Genomic DNA, 19,459 nt, shown 5'->3' on the forward strand with positions numbered 1-19,459 from the left:
TCATATGACGGGTTGGGGCAGGGGAGACGAGGTGCCAGATCGCCCGCGCCGGGCAGTCTTGCACCCGGAGTCGTTGCGATGAGGTGGCGGGGCGTCCACGATGACGGCTGAAGACGCGAACGAAGGGGAGCAACGGGGAGCCGCGAGCAGGAAACCCGGATCTGCTTCACGGTGACTCGACCGTGCTGGCAAGGGGGCATTCCGCGGGAGAGAAAGACGATACGCAAGCGCGTCGGAGCAGCACCGTCAGGCTGATGGGTGTCCGTTGGCTGGCGTGATGCCGCGCCCAAATCGCCGGATGCGAGCCGGGGGGTGGTTCGTTTTCGTCCGGAAGGGTGAACCACGGTGAGGATGGCAGCCGCGGCAACGCGACCCTGTTCTGCCACCCGGTCCGGGCGGCACAGTACATCGTCCCGGACAATGCGCCGGCGGCCGGCGTGCACCGCCGGCAACCCGCCGCCGCAGCCTTATTTCCGCATGAATCGCAGCGCGAGGCGCGCCATGCGCGGCACGAACATCGGGCGCAGCAGCCGTTTGTCGTACCCGGCCATGCGCCGGTCGTTCTCGCTGACGCACAGTTCGATCAGTTCGCGCGGATTCAGCGCATCGCCGATGTCGGCGGTGCTCGTCGCCGGAAAGTTCGCGTCGTGCGCGACGCCGTCCGCATCGATCCCGCGCGCGATGCCGATGCGTTCCCGGATCAGGAATGCCCACACGGCCGCCACCCGTGCGAAGAACCACGGCCGGCGCCACCACGGCAAACTCCGCCAGTACCACGCATACCAGTTCACGAAGAACAGGATGTGCCGGCCTTCCTCCTGGATCACGGGCTCGAAGGTGTCGACGAGTTCGGGCGGGAAATAGCCGGAGCGCTGCGCGGAGCGGAACAGGCCGAACGCGAAGAAACTGTCGATGCATTCGCTGAAGCCGGTCACCATCCACGACCACTCGGGGTCCTTCGGTGCCGGATAGGCCGGTTCGGGGGCGAGCTTGATGCCGTATGCGTGGACCAGCTTCGACAGCACGACCTTGTGCCGAGCCTCCTCGGCGCCGTCCATCTCGAGCGCCCGGCGCAGCAGCGGATCGCCGACGGTTGCCGCGAAGGTGGCGACGCGGATCGACGCGCGGCCTTCGGTCTGCACGGCGATGTCCCAGATCGGCAGCGACGTGAGCCGCTTGAGTTCGTCGGGCTTGAGCGGCGGCCAGTCGATGACGGCCGGTTTGTACGGGTTGTGCGTATCGAGCAGCATGCGGCAGAACATTTGCCGGTGCGCATCGGAACCGATCCTGACCGGACCTTGACGTGCGAAGGTCCAGTTGCGCATGGCGTGATCTGCCGCTGCATGGTCTTCCTGCAGCGTGTCGGACATGGCTGTTGTTATGCGATTACGAGATGAAAGATTCTTGCATAGCTTCCGTAATCGCGTATTTTCGAGCAGCCCTGCGCTGCCGGGTGCCGCGCTCAGGCCTGCGTGTCGACCCAGAGGCGTCCCCAGCGGGACGCATACGCGAGCGCGTGTTCCTCTTCGAAGAAGAAATCGATCGCGTCGAACGATACGGCGCGCGGCGACGGGCCGCCGCTTGCCTTCTCGATCGTCAGGTTCGCGGCGAACAGCCCGTTCGGCAGCCGGGCGGCGGCGGGGGCGACTTCGTAGCCCTTGTAACGGATCGTGCGGTTCATGGCGTGCGCATGGAAGGTTCGGGCTTTCAGCGTACGAAAACCCGCGGCCCGCGTGAACCAATCTTTCGGCCAATGCAAATCACGTGGCGGGCCGGATCGTTATCGGGGTGGGGCGCCGGCATGAAGCGGGCGGCAGCGGTGCGATGCGCGCCGGACGGCCGGACGCGCGCAGCCCGCGCGCGGCGAACGTCGTCGGCCGGGCGCGGGCTGCGGGGAGGCGGGGATTAGTGGTTGGCGATCTTCAGCACGGGCGCGAGCGCGTCGACCGATGCGGCGTGCGTGGCCGCGCGATGCGATGCGAACGCGAGCGCGAATTCGGCTGCCTGCGAGCCGACGGTCTCGAGCTGTGCGACGACCTTCGGATCCGAGCAGCTGTCGGCGCTTTCGAAGCGCGTTTCGAGCGTGTTTACGGTGGCGCCGAACGGGGTCGGCCAGCCGCGCAGCGCGTGGACGATCGAGCGCAGCGACGTCAGCACGGTGCCGGCGGCTTGCCAGCCGTAGGCCGTGACGATCAGGCCGACCGCGCGGCCGTCGAGGTACGGGCGCTCGTCGGCGCGCAGTTCCTCGAGCGTGTCGAGCGCGTTCTTCACGAGGCCGGACACGCCGCCGTGATAGCCGGGCGTCGCGATGATGATCGCGTCGGCTTCGCGCACGGTGTCGATCAGTTCTCGCTGCGCGTCGGTCAGCGTCTTGTGTTCGGGGGCGTAGTGCGGCAGCGTATGCAGGAACGGGCCGTCGAACAGGCGCGTGCGTGCGCCGGCGGCTTGCGCGCCGCGCAGCGCGAACGACAGTGCGCGCTCGGTCGACGACGCGGCCCGGGTGGTGCCGCCGATGCCGACCACGAACGGGCGGCGGTGTTGATCGAATGCAGTCAAAGGGCGCTCCTTGGGGATGGCTTGCCCGGCTAAGCACAGGCTTAAAACCAGATGGTAACGACCCCGCCGCCACTCTGAAAACGACTTTTCGTTCTATCGATATGCCAGGCACGCGGGGCGCGCGTGCGCGCGGCGACGCAGATGGATAGCAGAAATGCTTGGTTGGGACGGCGAGCCGCGCTCGATAAGATGGGCCCGTCTCCTCCATGATGTCTCTACTGACATGGGTTGGCCCCGCCGCGCGGATGCAGGCGGGGCTTTTTTTCGTCCGGCGCCGGAAAGGGGGCGCGATGCGCGGGGTTACTCGAACACCGGCCGGAAGAAGCTGCGCTCGTAGCTGACGATGCAGCGCGTTTCCTCTGCATACCGGAACGCGGCCTGGCACGCGGGATCGGCCTTCGAGCGTTCGCGGTAGCGCTCGTATTCGGCGAGGCTCGGGAACGAGAACATCGCGAGCGCGATGTTGCTGGCGCCTTCGGAAGGCAGGAAGTAGCCGTGGTGCGTGCCGCCGAATTGCTCGACGAGCGGAATCCACATCTTGCCGTAGGTTTCGAACTGCTCGAGTTTGTACGGATCGATGACGTAGCGAAGGAAGCAGGTGACCATGGGTGCTCGCGGTGCGGTGGAGGATCAGCGAGTCTGGAGCGCGTCGCCGGGTGTGTCAACGACGATGCGGGGCGCTCGCGCGGGGCATCGCGAGTCCGGAATCGCGCGGCATGGTGTCGGCGACGCAGTGCGCGTCACGTATTGCTTGCAGGCACAACGATCGGTATGTGCGACCACGGGTCCGAAGGCGCCGAACGCATGAAAATGCACACCGCCGCGCCATCGCCTCGCTTCGATTTCTCGTCTTTTTTACGACATTTTTTCTTGCGACGCCTCGCGGCGCGCTCCTAGACTTCGGTCATCCTGACCACGGAGCGCTGCCATGTCGATATCCCGGAACACGATCGCCGAACGTTCACCCGCCGCGCCGCCTGCCGTGCGCGCCGACCGGGTCGTCGTGCGGCGCTTCGATCCGGCAGTCGACAGCTACACGCAGCTCACCGCGCTGCTGCACCGTGCGTTCGCGCGACTCGGCGCGATGGGGCTCAACTGTACGTGTGTCGACCAGGCCGAGGAGGTCACGCGTCGCCGCGCGGAAGCGGGTGAATGTCATGTCGCGGTGTCTGGTGGTCGCGTCGTCGGCACGATGACGCTCTACGCCACCGATCCGGCGTCGCCGTGTTCGCTGTACCGTCGCGACGGCGTCGCGAGCGTGCGGCAGGTGGCCGTCGATCCCGGCTGGCAAGGCGGCGGGATCGGTGCGACGCTGCTCGCGTTTGCCGGGCAGTGGGCCGCGTTGCGCGGTTATTCGCTGCTCGCGCTCGATACGCCGCATCCCGCGTCGCATCTGCTGGCGTTCTACCGGGCCCAGGGCTTCGACGTCGTCGATATCGTGCGCTTCACCGGCAAGCGCTACGACAGCGCGATCCTGTGCAGGCGTCCCGTTGCATGCGTCGCGCGTCGCATGTCGCCGGCATCGCGGCGGGTCGTGCGGCCTGTCGCGATTGCGCACGCACGGGTGTCTCGCACGATCGCGGCGATCCGGGCCGACTGGCGTGCGCGTCGCGGTATGCGCTCGCCGGCGATGGGGGCGGCCGGCGCGGCCAGCTGCCGCTCGTCGCCGTGGCGTCCGCGTCCGCACGGCCGCGTCGCGGTGCGAACGGTGGGGACGGTGGGAACGGCGCAAACGGTGCGCGCGGCACCGGCCTGATTCGGCGTGCCGGCGTGGTCCTACTCGTCGCGAGCAGGCGCGTCGCCGCCGCCGCGTGCGAGGCGCCATGCGATCGTGCCGAGCACGCCGACCGCGACGACCAGCGCACCCCACAGCACGTAACGGCGGGCCGCATCCGTATCGGCTGCGGGCCCGGGCGGGACCGCCGACGCCGGCAGCGCCGCACCGACGCGCGCGGGCCGCACTTCCGGCGCCATTCCGACCAGCAGTGCATCGCGGCTCACGGCCGACGACGGCAGCGACGCATTGCCGACACCCAGCGTGAACGGCGGCGTGCCGCGCGCGACGAAGGTCAGGGCGGCCGGATGCCAGCCGACCGCGACGGCCGGCTGGCCGCCGCCGAGCCCGCCGTTGCGCATGTCGACGACGATTCGCCACGCGCGATCGGGATTCGACGCAAACGCCAGCGGCGGGTTGCGCTGCTCGCCGCCCTTGCCCTGCAGCCGGAACAGCACGGCGCCGGCGACCTCGCGCCACGGCGCCTGCGCGTCGGGGCGACTCTGCAGCGTTGCGCGCGCAACCGTATTCGGTTGCGGCAGGTCGATGCGCACGCGGTCGACCGGATAGGCGCCGTCGGTATCGAACAGATACTCGCCGGGCGCGCCGCCGGCCCGCACGTGTACGGCTTCGCGCCATTGACGCGGCACGGCAGCGGAGTCCGTCGTGCGCGCATCGTGCGGTTGCGTTTCGATCTCGATCGATCCGATCGCGGGCGCGCCGTCGAGCCAGTCGAGCCGCAGGTAGCGCGGTCCCGCGCCCTCGAGCGCGATGCGTTCCTGCACCAGCAGGTCGCCGCCGCGGCCGACCTTCAGCAGTTGCGTGCTGCCGAGCGAGCGCCAGCTGCGCAGGTCGTCGCTCGCTTCGACGGCGACACGGCCCTGGTAGCTGTCGTCGCTCACATGCACGAGCAGCGCGTCGACCTCGCCGTCCGCATGCGACAGGTCGACGAGATCGGCCGCATGCTTCGCGCGAGCCGGTGCGGTGACGGCCGCGCGCAGCGAGCCGTCCGGCGCGACCGACACGCCGAGCGGCGCCTGACCGTCGTCGGCGCGCGCGGGCGGCAGCGGGAACCAGTGCACCGGCGTGCGCGCCGGCGGCACGGCGGCCGCCGCAGGCGCATCGAGCGAATACGGCACGGGCTCGCCGGCGCCGTTGAACACGCGCACGTCGCCGAGATCATCGCGCCGGCTGGCCGCATAGACGGCCTGCGGCACGGTGAGCTGGTAATACGCGGCGCTGCCGTCGAGATCGAGCGAGAAGCGTCGGGCGACGCGTTCCGCGCCGGGTGCGCCGTCGGCCGTCGCGAACGACGTCAGCAGGCTCAGGCCGAGCAGGGCTGCGAGTCGTTTCATGGTTGGGTGTCGCCCGGTTGGGCCGCGGCCTTCGGCGGCAGCGGCGAGAAATAGCCGATCAACAGCAGCAGGATGCCGATGCCGATGAACGACACGATGCGTTCGATGCCGGTGACGTGCGACAGGTCGAACAGGAACAGCTTGATCACCGTGAGCGCGAGGAGCGCGGCGCCGACGAACCACAGCGGACGCAAGCCGCGGCGCGTGGCCCAGATCATCGTCGCGAGCGCGCAGAGCGTCCAGTACACGGAGACCGACGCCTGCACGAGCGTCGATTCCGCCATCGCGTCGAATGCGTACGGCACGCCGGTCCAGTGATGCAGCGTGCGCAGCAGGATCGCGTTCAGCCACAGGAAGGCCGTTGCGCCGGCCGCGCCGAGCAGTTCGACGCGATAGTTGCCGAACGGCCAGCCGAGCGTGCGCGCACGCACGAACCACGACGCGGCGAGCGCATAGACCACCACCAGCACGAGGTCGAGCGGATTGAGCAGAGGAATGCGCGCCCAGCTGCCGCCGTCCTGCGTGAAGTTCGCGTAGAAGGTCCAGGCCCACATCACGACGATCAGCGGCAGCGACGCCAGCGCGCACACGCGCGCGATGCCGTTGCGGCGCGTCAGCCACATGCCGGCGAACGCGAACAAGCTCCAGCCGACCATGAACACCTGCTGGATGCCGAACGACGACAGCACGGTGTCGATGTCGTAGGCGAGGTGGAAACGCTGATGCAGCGTGCGCAGCAGCAGCGCGTTGAACCACAGGAACACGGTCGCGAGCGCGGCGAGGTCGGCCGCCAGCGGATGCCAGGTGACCCCGAGCGTCTTCAGGCGGCGCAGCCAGGTGGCGAACGCGACGAAGATCAGCAGTTGCGCGACGTCCAGCGGATTGAGCAGCGGCAGCCAGAACAGCGGCGACGCATCGCCGTCGCTCGTCACGCTGGCGATGCTCCACAGCCACAGCAGCGCGGCGAGCGGCGCGGCCCCCCATACCTGATACGCGCGCGGGAACGCGGCGACCGGCCAGCGCAGGCGCGAGCCGGGGCCCGACACCAGCAGAAGCAGCGCGCCGAAACCGTAGGCCCACGCGCTCCAGCTCCACGCGCCTTCGGGGACGAACGCACGCAGGCGCCAGAAGCCCTCGAGCGAGAACAGCCCGCACAACGTCCAGAACATCAGCGTGTGCAGCGGCGCGATCACGGGAACGGGGATGGCCGCCGCGCCCGCCGCGCTCGCCGCCGGACCGGCGGCCGCCGTGCCGCGCGACTGCCGCAGCAGCAGCGCATAGCATGCGATGACGGCCATCGGCCACGCGAACGCGCCCATGCCCGACAGCGGCGCCTCGTGCGAATCGAACGCGCGCAACGCGAGCAGCGCGAGCACCGGCGTCAGCGCGAGTACCGGCCATTCGGCGATCGGCCACGCGAGCTTGCGGCGCGCGACGTGCGCGAGCCACGCGGTGCCGGCGCCGAACAGCGCGGTCGCGTCGACGACGAACCGGTCCGCATGCAGGTCGACGTGACGGCCCGCGTAGACGAGGATCTCGTGCAGTCCGCCGCTCAGCCACCACAGCAGCCCCCACGCCGCGGCGGCCGCGCCGACGTCCGGCATCCACGCGTGCCACGCGCGCGCTTCGTCGCGTCCGTGCAGCCACCAGCCCGTGAACAGCCCGGCGAGCGCGATCAGCAGCATCGCGATGTATGCGCTGTTGAGCACCGGCAGCGCGTTCGTGTCGGCCGGGCCGAGCAGGCTCGTGAAGAATGCACCGGCCGCGGCGATCTGCATCAGCAGGCCGAAGCCGAACGGCGCAAGGCGCTTCTCGCGCACGCCGACCCACACGATCGCCGCGCCTTCGATCGCCCACGCGGCACTGGTCGTCGGGCCCGAGAACGCGAGCGGCACCGCGAGCGTCGCGAAGATCACCGCGAGCGCGAGCATCGCTTCGAACAGCAGCGCGAGACGATCGCGGCGCCGCGCGAGCCAGGCGGCGATCGCGACGTAGAACGCCGACAGCGCGACCGCGCTCCATGCGAGCCCGAACGGCAGGTCCTTCACGAGCGACGCCTGCAGCGCGGTCGCGACGATCGGCGTGCCGAACACGAGCGTGCCGTCGACATAGTGGCGCAGCGCCAGCTCGCGTTTCACCGCGTACAGCAGCGCGATGCCGACATACATCAGGAAGAACAGGATCAGGAACGGCTCGGTGGTCGCGAACAGCGCGGGGCGGTACGCCGTCACGCCCCACGCCGAGCCGATCGTGAACGTGAACACGAAGCCGAGCAGGTTCAGCGGACGCCAGGCCTTGAACCACGCGATCGCGAAGATGCCTGCGTTCAGCAGTGCGTAGTAGCTGAACAGCGCGACATGGCTGCCGTGGCCGGTCGACAGCAGCACCGGCGCGAGAAAGCCGCCCGCGCTGCCCATGAACGCGAGCGGCAGCGCGTTCTGCTTCACCGCGAGGAACGCACTCAGCGCGCACACCGCGACCATCAGCGGGAACGCCGCGCCGACCGGCAGCAGCGTGTAGAGCTTGGTCGCGGCGAAGATCGTCAGGTACAGGATGCCGATGCCGCCACCCTGCAGCACGAGACCGTACGCCGCGCGGCGCGCACGCACGCGCCAGCCGATCGCGAGCAGCGCGGCCGCGGCGAGCGCCGTGCCGGCCAGGCGGAATTCGATCGGCAGCATGTCGTTGTCGGCCGCGTACTTGAGCAGGAACGCGACGCCGAAGAACAGCACGATGATGCCGACGCGCACGACCGTGTTGCCGCCGAGCAGCCAGTCGCGCGCGGCGCGGAGCGCGCGTTCGGCGATACCGGGTTCGCGGGGTTCGGGCGGGGCGGGCGGCGTGGTCGTTGCGGGCGCACTCGTCGGTGCGCCGGCGGCGGCCGGTGCGGCGCTCGTCCGCATGGCGACTGCCGGCGCGGGAGCGGGCGCGGACGTCGACGACGGCACGCCGGCGCTCGCGACCGCAGGCTGCACGGATGGTCGAGGCGGGATCGCGGCGGGCGCCGGCGTGATGGCGGAGGGCGGTGTCGACGGCATCTGCGCGGCGCTGCCGCTCGTCGCGGCACCGGCTCTCGCGCCGGCGAGCTGGCCGCGCAGCACGTCGAGCTCGCGCGTGAGCGCGTCGACCGTCGCTTCGAGGCGCGCGACGCGATCGGCGAGCGGCACGGGAGCGGGTTGCGGCGTCGCGGAAATCGCGAACGCGTCGGGGGTCGTACCGCCGTGCGTGCGCTTGCGTTGCTGCAGCGCGTAGCCGATGCAGAACCCGGCCGCCGCACCGAGCAGCGTGCCGTTGGCGGCGGAGAAATCCCCGAACAATGCGGCGATACCGCCCACGATGAAACCGATTGCGGCAAAAGCCCAATTCATCGCCTTGCTCCCTCTCTCATTTCGTTATCGTCCTTCGATCGTCGCGTGGCCCGATCGAGGCTGTTTCCGCATGGCCGGCAGGCGAACCGGCATGCGCGGACTGCCGGCGCAGCGCCATGCGCAAGGCGCGCGGCGACGTCGCGATCGGCGTGTTTGCCGGAATGTATCACAATGGCCATGGGGGATTTTCTGGGTTGCGGGCGGGCCGCGAAGCATGGCTGTCGCGCGTTAGCGGCGCCGGTTTTCGTACGACCATTCTTTTTGCCGGCGCCGGGCAGGCGAGACGGTCCGATCGGACGTGGAATTGTCGCAAAGCGACGCGCGGTTTTTGCGGGTTGTCGCAAAACGCCGCCGCTCGCGCGTCGCGCTGCTGCGCACAAGTCACGCCCGTGATGCCCGCCGGTGCTGGCTGTGCGCGTATTGCGTCGCCGCAATCGGGGGCCGCCGAGCGCCGCGCCCCGCCGGGCGGGCCTGCGGGGTGTGTCGTATTTGCGCAAGCGTTTGTCGTAATTCGTCGGCAGGTCGGGGTTTTTTCTGGCAACTATGTAGGCACGTTGAGTCACACGCGTGAGTCCCCGCTACACGAGGAGAAGGTTTCGATGGATGCCCCCAAGGTCGTAGTCGAAGGTCTGTGCAAGGTATTTGGAAGCAACCCGCAGCAGGCGCTCGACATGCTCGCCGCCGGCGCAACGAAAGACGATGTGCTCAAGCGTACCGGTCAGGTCGTCGGTGTGCACAACGTTTCGTTCGACGTGCAGGAAGGCGAAATATTCGTGCTGATGGGCCTGTCCGGCTCCGGCAAATCCACGCTGATCCGCCTCGTGAACCGGCTGGTTGATCCGAGCGCCGGCAAGGTGCTGATCGACGGGCTCGACGTCGCGTCGGCACGCCGCTCGGCGCTGACCGCGCTGCGCCGCAAGGACATGAGCATGGTGTTCCAGTCGTTCGCGCTGATGCCGCATCGCACCGTGGTGTCGAATGCCGCATTCGGCCTCGAGGTCGCGGGCGTCGGCAAGAAGGAACGCGAACGCCGTGCAATGGAAGTGCTCGAGCAGGTCGGCCTCGCACCGTTCGCGCACAAGCTGCCGTCCGAGCTGTCGGGCGGCATGCAGCAGCGCGTCGGCCTGGCCCGCGCGCTGGCCGTGAACCCGTCGCTGATGATCATGGACGAGGCGTTCTCCGCGCTCGATCCGCTCAAGCGCCGCGAAATGCAGGACGTGCTGCTGCAACTGCAGAAGGAACAGCGCCGCACGATCATGTTCGTGTCGCACGATCTGGAAGAGGCGCTGCGCATCGGCAACCGCATCGCGATCATGGAAGGCGGCCGGCTCGTGCAGGTCGGCACGCCGCAGGACATCATCGCGAACCCGGCCGACGACTACGTGCGCGCGTTCTTCGACGGCATCGACACGAGCCGCTATCTGACGGCGGGCGATCTGATGCAGACGGGCGCCGTGCCGACCATGTCGAAGTGCGATGCCGCGAACGTCGCGGCGACGCTGAACGGCAGTGCCGAATATGCGTTCGTGCTCGATGCCGCACGCAAGATCCGCGGCTTCGTCACGCGCGAGGCGATCGGTCAGGACACGCCGTCGGTGCGGCCGATCGAAAGCATCCGGCGCGATGCGTCGCTCGAACATGTCGTCGCGCGCGTCGTCGCGAGCCCGAATGCACTGCCCGTCGTCGACGACGACGGCTGCTACTGCGGCTCGGTCGACCGCGCTCTTATCCTGAAGGCCATCACGCGTTCGCGAGGCTCCCATGTCTGAAATGATTCCGCTCGGTACCTGGGTCGACCAGTCCGTTCACTACCTGCTCGATCATGACGCGGCGACGTTCGATGCGATCGGCCGCGCGATCGAGGGGCTCGCCGCCTTCGTCGAGCACAGCCTGCAGGCGATCCCGATGTGGCTGATGATGGCGATCTTCATCGGCGTCGGCTTGTGGCGCGTGGGCTGGCGCTTCGCGCTGTTCACCACCGCGTCGCTGCTGCTGATCTTCGCGACGGGCTTCTGGGACCAGACGGTCATCACGCTCGGCCTTACGCTGTCGTCGACGATCATCAGCCTCGTGCTCGGCATTCCGCTCGGCATCTGGGCCGCGAAGAGCAAGTGGGTCGCCGCGATCGTGCGTCCGATCCTCGACCTGATGCAGACGATGCCCGCGTTCGTCTACCTGATTCCGGCCGCGATGCTGTTCGGTCTCGGCCGCGTGCCGGGGATCCTGTCGACGGTGATCTTCGCGATGCCGCCGGCCGTGCGCCTGACGAGCCTCGGCATCCGTCACGTGAACCGCGAGATCGTCGAAGCCGGCCAGGCATTCGGCTGCACGCCGTGGCAGCTGCTGTACAAGGTGCAGTTCCCGAACGCGCTGCCGTCGATCATGCAGGGCGTGAACCAGACCATCATGATGGCGCTGTCGATGGTGATCATCGCGTCGATGGTCGGCGCGGGCGGCCTCGGCAACGACGTGCTCGCAAGTATCCAGCGCCTCGACATCGGCCTCGGCTTCGAAAGCGGTCTGTCGGTCGTGCTGCTCGCGATCATTCTCGACCGCATCACCGAGAGCTTCGGCCGCGCGCCGGGCACCGCGAAAGCACCGCTGTTCTCGGGCCTGAAGCAGCTGTTCCGCGCGAAGGCCGCGCCCGCGCAAGCGTAAGCAACCGGCGGCCGGTTCGACTTCCGGCCGCCTCTTCCGATTCGATACCGGCTTCCGTGGCGTTTGCCACGGGGCTGGCTGCGTGCAACCTGCTCAACCGTTCGCCAGGAGCTCGATGTGACGTCCGCCGCCGCTGCCGCCGTGCCCGCCGCTCGCGTTTCACCGGTTTCGTCCCTTGCCCATTTCGGCTTCCTGACGCTGCCGCACTTCTCGATGATCGCGTTCTCGAGCGCGGTCGAAGTGCTTCGGATGGCGAACTACGTCGGGCGTGCCGATCACTACCAGTGGTCGATCTATTCGCTCGACGGCGCCCCCGTGCGGGCCAGCAACGGCATCGCGGTGCGGCCGACCCAGGCGCTCGACTACACGAACCTGCCCGACGTGATGATCGTGTGCGGCGGGATTCACATCCGCGAGGTGGTCGACGACGGCGCGCGCGACACGCTCGCGGCGCTCGCCGAACGCGGGCTGCCGCTGGGCGGCATCTGCACCGGCGCGTATGCGCTGATGTCGGGTGGCCTGCTCGACGGCTATCGCTGCACCGTGCACTGGGAGAACCTGTCCGCGCTGCATGCGGAGTTTCCGCAGGTGGGGTTCGCCGACGAGCTGTTCGTCGTCGATCGCGACCGGCTCACCTGCACCGGCGGCACCGCGCCGCTCGACCTGATGCTGAATCTCGTCGGCATGCGTTTCGGCCAGCAGCTCGCCGCGCAGGTGTCCGAGCAGTTCATCCTCGAACGCATCCGCAGCTCGACCGATACGCAGCCGATTCCCGTCGATGCGCGCGTCGGCTTCTCGCGCGCGGAACTGATCGAGGTCGTGCGGCTGATGGAAGCGAACATCGAGGAGCCGCTGTCGCTCGAGGAACTCGCGCGGCTCGTGCGGCTGTCGCAGCGTCACCTGCAGCGGATGTTCAAGGTGTACCTGAACGTGTCGCCCACTCACTATTACCTGACGCTGCGGCTGAAACGCGCGCGTGACCTGCTGCGCACGACGGATGCGTCGATCGCGCGCGTGACGACGACGTGCGGATTCCATTCGCCGTGTCACTTCAGCAAGGCGTATCGCGCGCAGTTCGGTCACGCGCCGAGCTACGAGCGACGGTTGCCGGGGCGCTGACGCCACCCGCGCGAACCATTCGGTCCGCGACGCCGCCGGGATCGCGGCGCGCGGCTTCAACCATCGATCCCGCCCCCATGAAAAACGACGTCACTTTGAGGAGAAGACAGATGAAGCGCCAATTGATCGCAGCGGTATGCGGGATCGGGATGGCCGCGCCGATGTCGGCGGTTTATGCGGCTGACGCGCCCGTGTGCAAGAACGTGCGCTTCGCGGACGTCGGCTGGACCGACATCGCGGCCACCACCGGCCTTGCTGCGACGATGCTGCAGGGGCTCGGCTACGCGCCGACCAAGACGATCGCGTCGGTGCCGATCACGTTTGCGGGCATCAAGAGCAAGCAGATCGACGTGTTCCTCGGCTACTGGTCGCCGACGATGGACCCGATCATCCAGCCGTTCACGAAGGCCGGCACGATCAAGGTGCTCGCCACGCCCAACCTGACCGGCGCGAAATATACGCTCGCGGTGCCCGACTACGTGTACCAGGGCGGCCTGAAGTCGTTCGCCGACATCCAGAAGTACGCCGACAAGCTCAACGGCAAGATCTACGGGATCGAACCGGGCAACGACGGCAACCTGCTGATCAAGAAGATGATCGACGGTAACCAGTTCGGCCTCGGCAAGTTCAAGATGGTCGAGTCGAGCGAGGCCGGGATGCTGGTCGAGGTGAACCGCGCGATCCGCGACAAGCAGTGGATCGTGTTCCTCGGCTGGGAACCGCATCCGATGAACGTGCAGATGAAGATCGACTACCTGAGCGGCGGCGACGACGTGTTCGGCCCGAACTACGGCGAGGCGAAGGTGCTGACGGCCACGCCGCCGGACTACGCGCAGCGTTGCCCGAACGTCGCGAAGTTCGTGTCGAACCTGCAGTTCACGACGTCGATCGAGAACCACGTGATGTTGCCGATCATGAACAAGGAAGACCCGAACAAGGCCGCCGCCGAGTGGCTGAAGGCGAACCCGCAGGCGCTCGACAAGTGGCTGGCCGGCGTGACGACGCTCGACGGCAAGCCGGGCCTGCCGGCGGTGAAGGCGTATCTCGGCGTGCACTGAGCGTCGACGTGACCGGCGCGCTCGCCGACGGCGGCGCGCCGGCGTGATGAAACGCGGCCCTCCCGTATCGTGCGGGCGGGCCGCGTTGCTTTCGGGCTGCGCGTCGATCGGCGCGCAGCCGGGCCGCCAACACCCGTCACGATTCCTTCGTCGCCGCCGGCACGTCGAACACGCGATCGAACGCCCACTGGAACACGAACGCGTAGCAGAAGAAGAACGCGAACAGCCCGATGTCGACGACGAACGCGTCGAACCACGAGATGTCGAGCCACCACGATACGACCGGCACGAGGATGAAGATCAGCCCGCCCTCGAAGCCGGTCGCATGCAGGATCCGTCGCGCGAGCGTGCGCGCGGGCTGCCGGCGCGACGCTTCCCAGCGCTCGAACAGCGCGTTGAAGATCATGTTCCACAGCAGCGCGATCGCCGACATCGTCGCGGACAGCGCGCCCGAATAGACCAGACCCTGCTTGAAGATCGCCGCGATCGCGGGCGAGATGCAGGAAATGGCGATCGCTTCGTAGAGCACCGCCTGCGTGATCCTGCGCGGTAGGCCTTGCACGTTGGTTCTCCGGTTCGACGGTCGTTGGTTCGTCGATGGTTGGGCGGTGGGTTGGCCGCTGCTGCGTGCTGCGGCCGCCATGCCGCGACGTCCCGGAAGGCTACCCGCGTTGCGCGCGTGCCTCAATTCACCTAATCTCACGCGGATTGAATCGAATTCAACCCGGCCGGATCCGGCCCGCGAGGCGTCGTGTTTTCGAAAATTCCCCTGCCCGCATTGCGTGTATTCGAGTCGTGCGCGCGGCTCGGCACGTTCAAGGCGGCCGCCGACGAACTGTCCGTGACGCCGGCGGCCGTGTCGCATCAGATCAAGTCGCTCGAAAGCCGGCTCGGCGTACTGCTGTTCGAGCGCGGCGCGAGCGGCGTGCGGTTGACGGACGAGGGCGAGCAACTGTTTCGCGCGTGTCACGACGCGCTGCTCGGCATGAGCCGCGGGCTCGATGCGCTGCGGCCCGCGGCGGCCGATGCGCGCACGCTGGTGCTGACCACCACGCCCGCGTTCGCCGCGATGTGGCTGATTCCGCGGCTCGGCCGGTTCCGGCGCGTCGATCCGCAGTTGCACATCAAGGTGGAAACCGGCAACGCGCTCGTCGATCTCGAACGCGACGCGCGGGTCGATCTCGCGATCCGCGCGACGTCGCGCACGTTTCCCGCGCTGCACGAGATCGCGCTGATCGACGAGTATTTCGGCGCGTATGCGGCGCGCGGCCTCGACGTCGGGCGCGCGAACGAGCGTATCGAGCTGATCGAGACCACCTGGGATACGCCGCTTCCCGTGTCGGTCGACTGGGCGTCGTGGTGCCGTGCGGCCGGCCGCGAAGCATGGCTCGAGCGCGCGGTGTTCCGTCATTACGACGACGAGCATTACGCGCTGCAGGCCGTGCTGCATGGGCAGGGTGTCGGGCTGCTCAGTTCGGTGCTGGCCGCCGAGCACGTCGAACGCGACGCGCTGACGCCGATCGATGCATCGGTGCGGCTCGCCGGCGCGCGTTTCGTCGCGCTGTGCCGGCCCGGGCGAGAGCGCGAGCCGCGGGTCCGGCGGTTTCTCGACTGGCTTGAAGCGGAAATCGTGCAGACGCGCGACGCGGTCGCGCGGATCGCGCCGCCGACGTAAAGCAACGCGCGGGTGCTTACCGTCGGCACGCGCTGCGTGCGCGTCGTTCGTTATCCGAAGCGCACGCAATACACCGGTGGCAAATGCGCGGAGACCTGCCGCCAGTTTTCGCCGCCGTCCGCGGAGGTCCATAACCCGCCCGTCGTCGACGCCATCGCGAGACGCGTGCCGGTGTCGTCCACCGCGAGCCCGTGCCGATAGACGAGATCGTAGGCCGGCGCAGGCGGCAACCCGTTCGACAGGCTCTCGAAACTGCGGCCGCCGTCGCGCGTACGCGTGACGACGAAGCGGCCGTTCACCGGAATCCGGCACGCATCCTTCACGGCGGGGACGAACCACGCAGTGTCGGGGTCTGCCGGATGCACGGCGACCGCGAAGCCGAAGCTCGATGGCTGCGCTTCGATCCGCTGCCAGTGCGCGGCACCGTCGGTCGAGCGGAAGATCGCGCAGTGATGCTGGGTCCACAGCACATCGGGGTTGGCCGCGCACTGGACGACGCGATGCGGGTCCTGCACGTTGGGTTCGCCGCGCCGCTCGGGCGGCATGTAGTCGGCCTCCATGCCGTCGGCGCTGACCCGCCAGGTCGCGCCGCCGTCGAAGGTCTGCCAGACGCCGCCGCACGAGATGCCGATCGTCACGTGCCGGCTGTCGCGCGGATCGACCATCACCGAATGGATGCCCGGCGCATCGTAGCCGCCGCCGAACCACTCGGGGCGCTCCGGGCGATCCCACAGCGGGCGGTTGAGCGCCCACGAATCGCCGCCGTCGTCGGAGCGGAAGAGGCCGCCCGGGATCGTGCCGGCCCACAATGCGCCCGGTTCGTCCGCGCCGCCGGTTTCGAGCGACCAGATCTGCTGAAGGGTCCACGGCGGGCGGGGCGGGGTGGGCGCTTCGTCGTGCGCGTCGCCGGTGCCGGCATGGGCGCTGACGTCGGCGCGCGGTTCGTCGGCGGGCTGCGGCGGATAGACGGGGACCGCACATTCTTCCCATGCGGCGGCACCGGCACGCCTGCGGTGCAGCTTGACCCCGAAATGGCCGAGATTGAGCGCCGCATACAGCGTGCCGTCGCGCGGGTCGGCCAGCGCCATGCTGACCGGTTCGCCGACGAAGTGCGGCTCGCCGAGCGCCCAGCCGCCGTTCCCGTCGGCGTGCAGCACGAACAGGCCCTTGCGGGTCGCGACGAGCAGTCGATCGTTCATGTCGGATGTCTCCTGTGGGCGCGGCCGCGCGCTCGTTTGGATGGCGATGCGTCCCTTTATCCGCCGGACAGCGCCTGCACGACGTACACGCGGCTGCCGTTGCCGAGCGGATCGGACAGATGTTGCCGGTCGCGTACCGGCTGGCCGTCGATGAACACCGACAGGTGCTTTCGCAGCGCGCCCTGGTCATCGACGATATAGCCGCGCAGCCGCGGCTGTTCGCCGAAGACGGTTTCAAGCGCTTCGCCGAGCGTCCGTGCGTCGATGTCGCGCTCGGGCGTGTCGATATGGCGCTGGATCGACGCCGCGAAGAAGAGGTGTGCCATGGCGGTGGCTGGCAGGAGCCGTGCGGGGGGACGGTCTGTAGTGTAGGCGATCGATCGGGCCGGCAGCGACATTGCCGTACGGCCGGCGGCGCGGCGCCGTTGCTGCGCCGCGCAACGGCCGGGGTGCCCGATCTCCGTCGACGCGCTATGCGTACTTGTCGCCGACCGTACTGCGGATCGGATAGGTGTCGTAGACGATGATCATGCGCTCGATGCGCGCGTCGTCGTCGAATTCGAATACGTCGACACACTCGAACCGCACCGCGGTGCCGTCCTTCAGTCCCCAGTCGTAGACGAAATAGCCGGTGGCCCGACGTGCGCCCGTGGCGCTGACGCAGATGTCGATCGGCGTGATCCGGCTTGGTCCGGAGGCCGCCGCGACTTTTTCGAAGAAGGGTTGTGGCGCCATCCAGCCGAGGAACGGCGAAAATATCTGCGCATCCGGCGTGAACAATGCGCAGATCGCGGCGACGTCGCCGCTCTCGAGCGCTTTCAGGTAGGTATCGACCTGCCGCGTGTATAGTGCGTCGGACGACGAGACCATGGTATTTCTCCGCTGATTGTTGACGAGCCAGCCACGACAGCCGTCGCGAACCGGTTCAACCACGATAGCGATGCAGCGATGACCGAACAAACGAATAATCCGCAACCCGGGTATGCCGCCCGCGCATATCCGCTCGCGGATCTCACCCGTGCGCTGCCGCCGCTGACGGCATTCCAGGCGTTCGTCGCCGCCGCCGAACTCGGCAGCTTCAACCGCGCGGCCGAGCATCTGTGCCGGACCCAGGGCGCAGTGAGCCGTCAGGTGCAGCAACTGGAAGCGCATTACCGGTGTGCGTTGTTCGTCCGTCATGCGTCGGGATTGACGTTGACCACGGAAGGCGGCGCATTGCTGACGGTGGCCGTCGACGTACTCTCGCAACTGGCGCAACACGCGCGCGCGCATGCGCATGCCGCGTCGACCCTCACATTGCGCTTGCCCTCCACGTTCGCGATACGCTGGCTGCTGCCGCGGCTGTCGGCGCTCAATCATGCGTTGCCGCGCACGGAGTTGCGCATTCACACGTCGGCGGACGACACGCCGGATTTCACCGACGCCGGTTTCGATGCGATCGTCGTGCGCGGCAGCGGAAGCTGGGCGGGCATGGTGGCCGTGCCGCTGTTCGACGAATGCCTCACGCCGATGTGTACGCGCGAGGCGGGCGCGGCGCTGAAGTCGATCGCCGATCTCGCGCGCGCGACACTGCTGCATCCCGCCAGCAATCGCGACGAATGGCGATGCTGGCTGGCCGGCGTCGGCGCAACGCAGGTCGACCCGGGCACCGGGCTCGTGTTCGATACGCTCGAGCTGACATTGACGGCCGCGTCGGACGGGCACGGCGTCGCGATCGGCGATCCGCGCATGGCGGCGGATCGGCTGGAAGCCGGCGCGCTGGTCGCGCCGTTTCCGGAGGTGGTGCGCAACGGTCTGGGCTATTACCTCGTGTACCCGGTGCAGCGCGCCGCTCAACCCGCGATTCAAGCGCTCACGGAGGTGCTGACGCGGCTTGCGCGCGAGGATTGACCGCAACGCGCGTGCGCCGGGCGGGTTGCTAAACCGGAATCGACCGCCCCCGCACCCTGATCCCGAGCCGCACGACGCCGATCACCGCATTCGACAGCCACATCAGCAAGCGCGGCATGCCGCGCCGGCGGATATCGAGCAGCAGCACGATCCGCACTTCGTCGCTGTCGTTCCACACTTCGTGCACGAAGGTGTCGTCCCACAGCAGGAAGCAGCCTTCGTCGAGCCGGTAGTCGCGGCCGTCGACCTTCAGCACGGCGGCCGGCGTGCCATCCGCGCGCTTCGGCATCGACAGCACCAGATAACCGCGCAGGATGCCGCGGAACGGCCCGCGATGCGGCGGGATGTGTTTGCCGGGCGCGAGGAACGACAGCGACGCGGACAGCACGTCCGGCGACGCCGCGACGATCGATTCGACGGTCGGGCAGCGCGACAGGTTGCGCGGGAACGGCTGGCCGTAAGCCTGCATGATGAACATCCGCCAGTCGCGCGCATCGTTGGCCGAGATGTCGTGCTGCTCGCGCATGATCTCGTGGAAGCGCGGGATGCGCGGCAGGTCGCGCGCGACGGCCAGCGCTTCCGCGCGAATGGCCGGCCACGCACGAACGAATCGCTCGGCGTCGGGAAACACGGCCGTATCGAGCACGGCGCCGCCGTCGAGATGGCGGTCGTACAGCGTGCGAAGCAGGCCGGCTGCATAGTCGTAAGCGACGGACATGATCGAAGGGGCGATCCACAAGGTGTCGTCAGTCTGCCCCACGCGCGGTGGGGCCTGCGTTACGTCAGGTTACGCCGGCTGACGAAAGA

At 68.5% G+C, this 19,459-nt stretch carries 17 protein-coding genes and 1 pseudogene; 7 read left to right on the forward strand and 11 right to left on the reverse strand.

The window, feature by feature from the left end; translation table 11 throughout:
• Positions 1 to 467: 467 nt before the first annotated feature.
• From U5A56_RS20000 to U5A56_RS20015, 4 genes are all read right to left on the reverse strand, one after another.
• Complete coding sequence (locus U5A56_RS20000) at positions 468 to 1,370, reverse strand: ferritin-like domain-containing protein (protein ID WP_321924159.1); 903 nt, start codon at positions 1,368 to 1,370, stop codon at positions 468 to 470.
• A gap of 92 nt (positions 1,371 to 1,462) precedes the next feature.
• Complete coding sequence (locus U5A56_RS20005; protein ID WP_006749916.1) at positions 1,463 to 1,681, reverse strand: hypothetical protein; 219 nt, start codon at positions 1,679 to 1,681, stop codon at positions 1,463 to 1,465.
• Between the two features lie 224 nt (positions 1,682 to 1,905).
• Complete coding sequence (locus U5A56_RS20010; RefSeq protein WP_321924161.1) at positions 1,906 to 2,556, reverse strand: NAD(P)H-dependent oxidoreductase; 651 nt, start codon at positions 2,554 to 2,556, stop codon at positions 1,906 to 1,908.
• 300 nt (positions 2,557 to 2,856) lie between these two features.
• Positions 2,857 to 3,162, reverse strand: coding sequence for an NIPSNAP family protein (locus U5A56_RS20015; protein WP_124485090.1), 306 nt, complete (start codon positions 3,160 to 3,162; stop codon positions 2,857 to 2,859).
• Between the two features lie 322 nt (positions 3,163 to 3,484).
• Here U5A56_RS20015 and U5A56_RS20020 point away from each other — a divergent pair, with 322 nt between their 5' ends.
• The gene (locus tag U5A56_RS20020; protein WP_321924163.1) at positions 3,485 to 4,312 is read left to right on the forward strand and encodes a GNAT family N-acetyltransferase; all 828 of its coding nucleotides are present in this window, start codon (positions 3,485 to 3,487) and stop codon (positions 4,310 to 4,312) included.
• A 20-nt stretch (positions 4,313 to 4,332) separates the two neighbouring features.
• On the opposite strand, the gene U5A56_RS20025 is transcribed toward U5A56_RS20020, so the two are convergent.
• Positions 4,333 to 5,685 carry a DUF3999 domain-containing protein gene (locus tag U5A56_RS20025; RefSeq protein WP_321924165.1) on the reverse strand — a complete coding sequence of 451 codons (1,353 nt, stop codon included), beginning with the start codon at positions 5,683 to 5,685 and terminating at the stop codon, positions 4,333 to 4,335.
• Positions 5,682 to 9,053: a DUF2339 domain-containing protein gene (locus tag U5A56_RS20030; protein WP_321924167.1), complete on the reverse strand. Its 3,372-nt coding sequence runs from the start codon at positions 9,051 to 9,053 to the stop codon at positions 5,682 to 5,684. The genes U5A56_RS20025 and U5A56_RS20030 overlap by 4 nt, the downstream gene beginning before the upstream one ends.
• Positions 9,054 to 9,495: 442 nt before the next feature.
• Here U5A56_RS20030 and U5A56_RS20035 point away from each other — a divergent pair.
• The 4 genes and pseudogenes from U5A56_RS20035 to U5A56_RS20050 all read left to right on the forward strand — a co-directional run.
• Positions 9,496 to 10,822 (forward strand): annotated as a pseudogene (locus tag U5A56_RS20035) (quaternary amine ABC transporter ATP-binding protein); the annotation flags it as partial.
• Positions 10,815 to 11,711: a choline ABC transporter permease subunit gene (gene choW, locus U5A56_RS20040; protein ID WP_044844439.1), complete on the forward strand. Its 897-nt coding sequence runs from the start codon at positions 10,815 to 10,817 to the stop codon at positions 11,709 to 11,711. The pseudogene U5A56_RS20035 and the gene choW, both read left to right, overlap by 8 nt.
• 117 nt (positions 11,712 to 11,828) lie before the next feature.
• Positions 11,829 to 12,830, forward strand: a complete 1,002-nt coding sequence (locus tag U5A56_RS20045) for a GlxA family transcriptional regulator (protein WP_044844438.1) — start codon at positions 11,829 to 11,831, stop codon at positions 12,828 to 12,830.
• A 110-nt stretch (positions 12,831 to 12,940) separates the two neighbouring features.
• Positions 12,941 to 13,888: a choline ABC transporter substrate-binding protein gene (locus U5A56_RS20050; RefSeq protein WP_044844437.1), complete on the forward strand. Its 948-nt coding sequence runs from the start codon at positions 12,941 to 12,943 to the stop codon at positions 13,886 to 13,888.
• A gap of 136 nt (positions 13,889 to 14,024) precedes the next feature.
• Here the strand turns inward: U5A56_RS20050 and U5A56_RS20055 are convergent, their stop codons facing one another.
• Positions 14,025 to 14,450: a PACE efflux transporter gene (locus U5A56_RS20055; RefSeq protein WP_321924170.1), complete on the reverse strand. Its 426-nt coding sequence runs from the start codon at positions 14,448 to 14,450 to the stop codon at positions 14,025 to 14,027.
• 189 nt (positions 14,451 to 14,639) lie between these two features.
• Between U5A56_RS20055 and U5A56_RS20060 the strand changes: the two genes are divergently transcribed.
• Complete coding sequence (locus U5A56_RS20060) at positions 14,640 to 15,563, forward strand: LysR substrate-binding domain-containing protein (RefSeq protein WP_321924172.1); 924 nt, start codon at positions 14,640 to 14,642, stop codon at positions 15,561 to 15,563.
• Positions 15,564 to 15,613: 50 nt separating this feature from the next.
• Here U5A56_RS20060 and U5A56_RS20065 read toward each other — a convergent pair whose 3' ends face one another.
• The 3 genes from U5A56_RS20065 to U5A56_RS20075 all read right to left on the reverse strand — a co-directional run bounded on the left by U5A56_RS20065 (position 15,614) and on the right by U5A56_RS20075 (position 17,632).
• Positions 15,614 to 16,762: an exo-alpha-sialidase gene (locus U5A56_RS20065; RefSeq protein WP_321924173.1), complete on the reverse strand. Its 1,149-nt coding sequence runs from the start codon at positions 16,760 to 16,762 to the stop codon at positions 15,614 to 15,616.
• Positions 16,763 to 16,818: 56 nt separating this feature from the next.
• On the reverse strand, positions 16,819 to 17,088 hold the full coding sequence (locus U5A56_RS20070) for a MoaD/ThiS family protein (RefSeq protein WP_044844433.1): 270 nt from the start codon (positions 17,086 to 17,088) through the stop codon (positions 16,819 to 16,821).
• Between the two features lie 145 nt (positions 17,089 to 17,233).
• On the reverse strand, positions 17,234 to 17,632 hold the full coding sequence (locus tag U5A56_RS20075; RefSeq protein WP_321811436.1) for a nuclear transport factor 2 family protein: 399 nt from the start codon (positions 17,630 to 17,632) through the stop codon (positions 17,234 to 17,236).
• A 78-nt stretch (positions 17,633 to 17,710) separates the two neighbouring features.
• Between U5A56_RS20075 and U5A56_RS20080 the strand changes: the two genes are divergently transcribed.
• A complete protein-coding gene (locus U5A56_RS20080) occupies positions 17,711 to 18,652 on the forward strand; it encodes a LysR substrate-binding domain-containing protein (protein WP_321924175.1) in 942 nt (313 codons plus the stop codon).
• Between the two features lie 28 nt (positions 18,653 to 18,680).
• Here the strand turns inward: U5A56_RS20080 and U5A56_RS20085 are convergent, their stop codons facing one another.
• Positions 18,681 to 19,370, reverse strand: coding sequence for an aspartyl/asparaginyl beta-hydroxylase domain-containing protein (locus U5A56_RS20085; protein ID WP_321924177.1), 690 nt, complete (start codon positions 19,368 to 19,370; stop codon positions 18,681 to 18,683).
• Positions 19,371 to 19,459: the final 89 nt, after the last annotated feature.

The organism is Burkholderia sp. BCC1998 (assembly GCF_905339875.1).
In the GTDB taxonomy this organism is placed as follows: Bacteria; Pseudomonadota; Gammaproteobacteria; order Burkholderiales; family Burkholderiaceae; genus Burkholderia.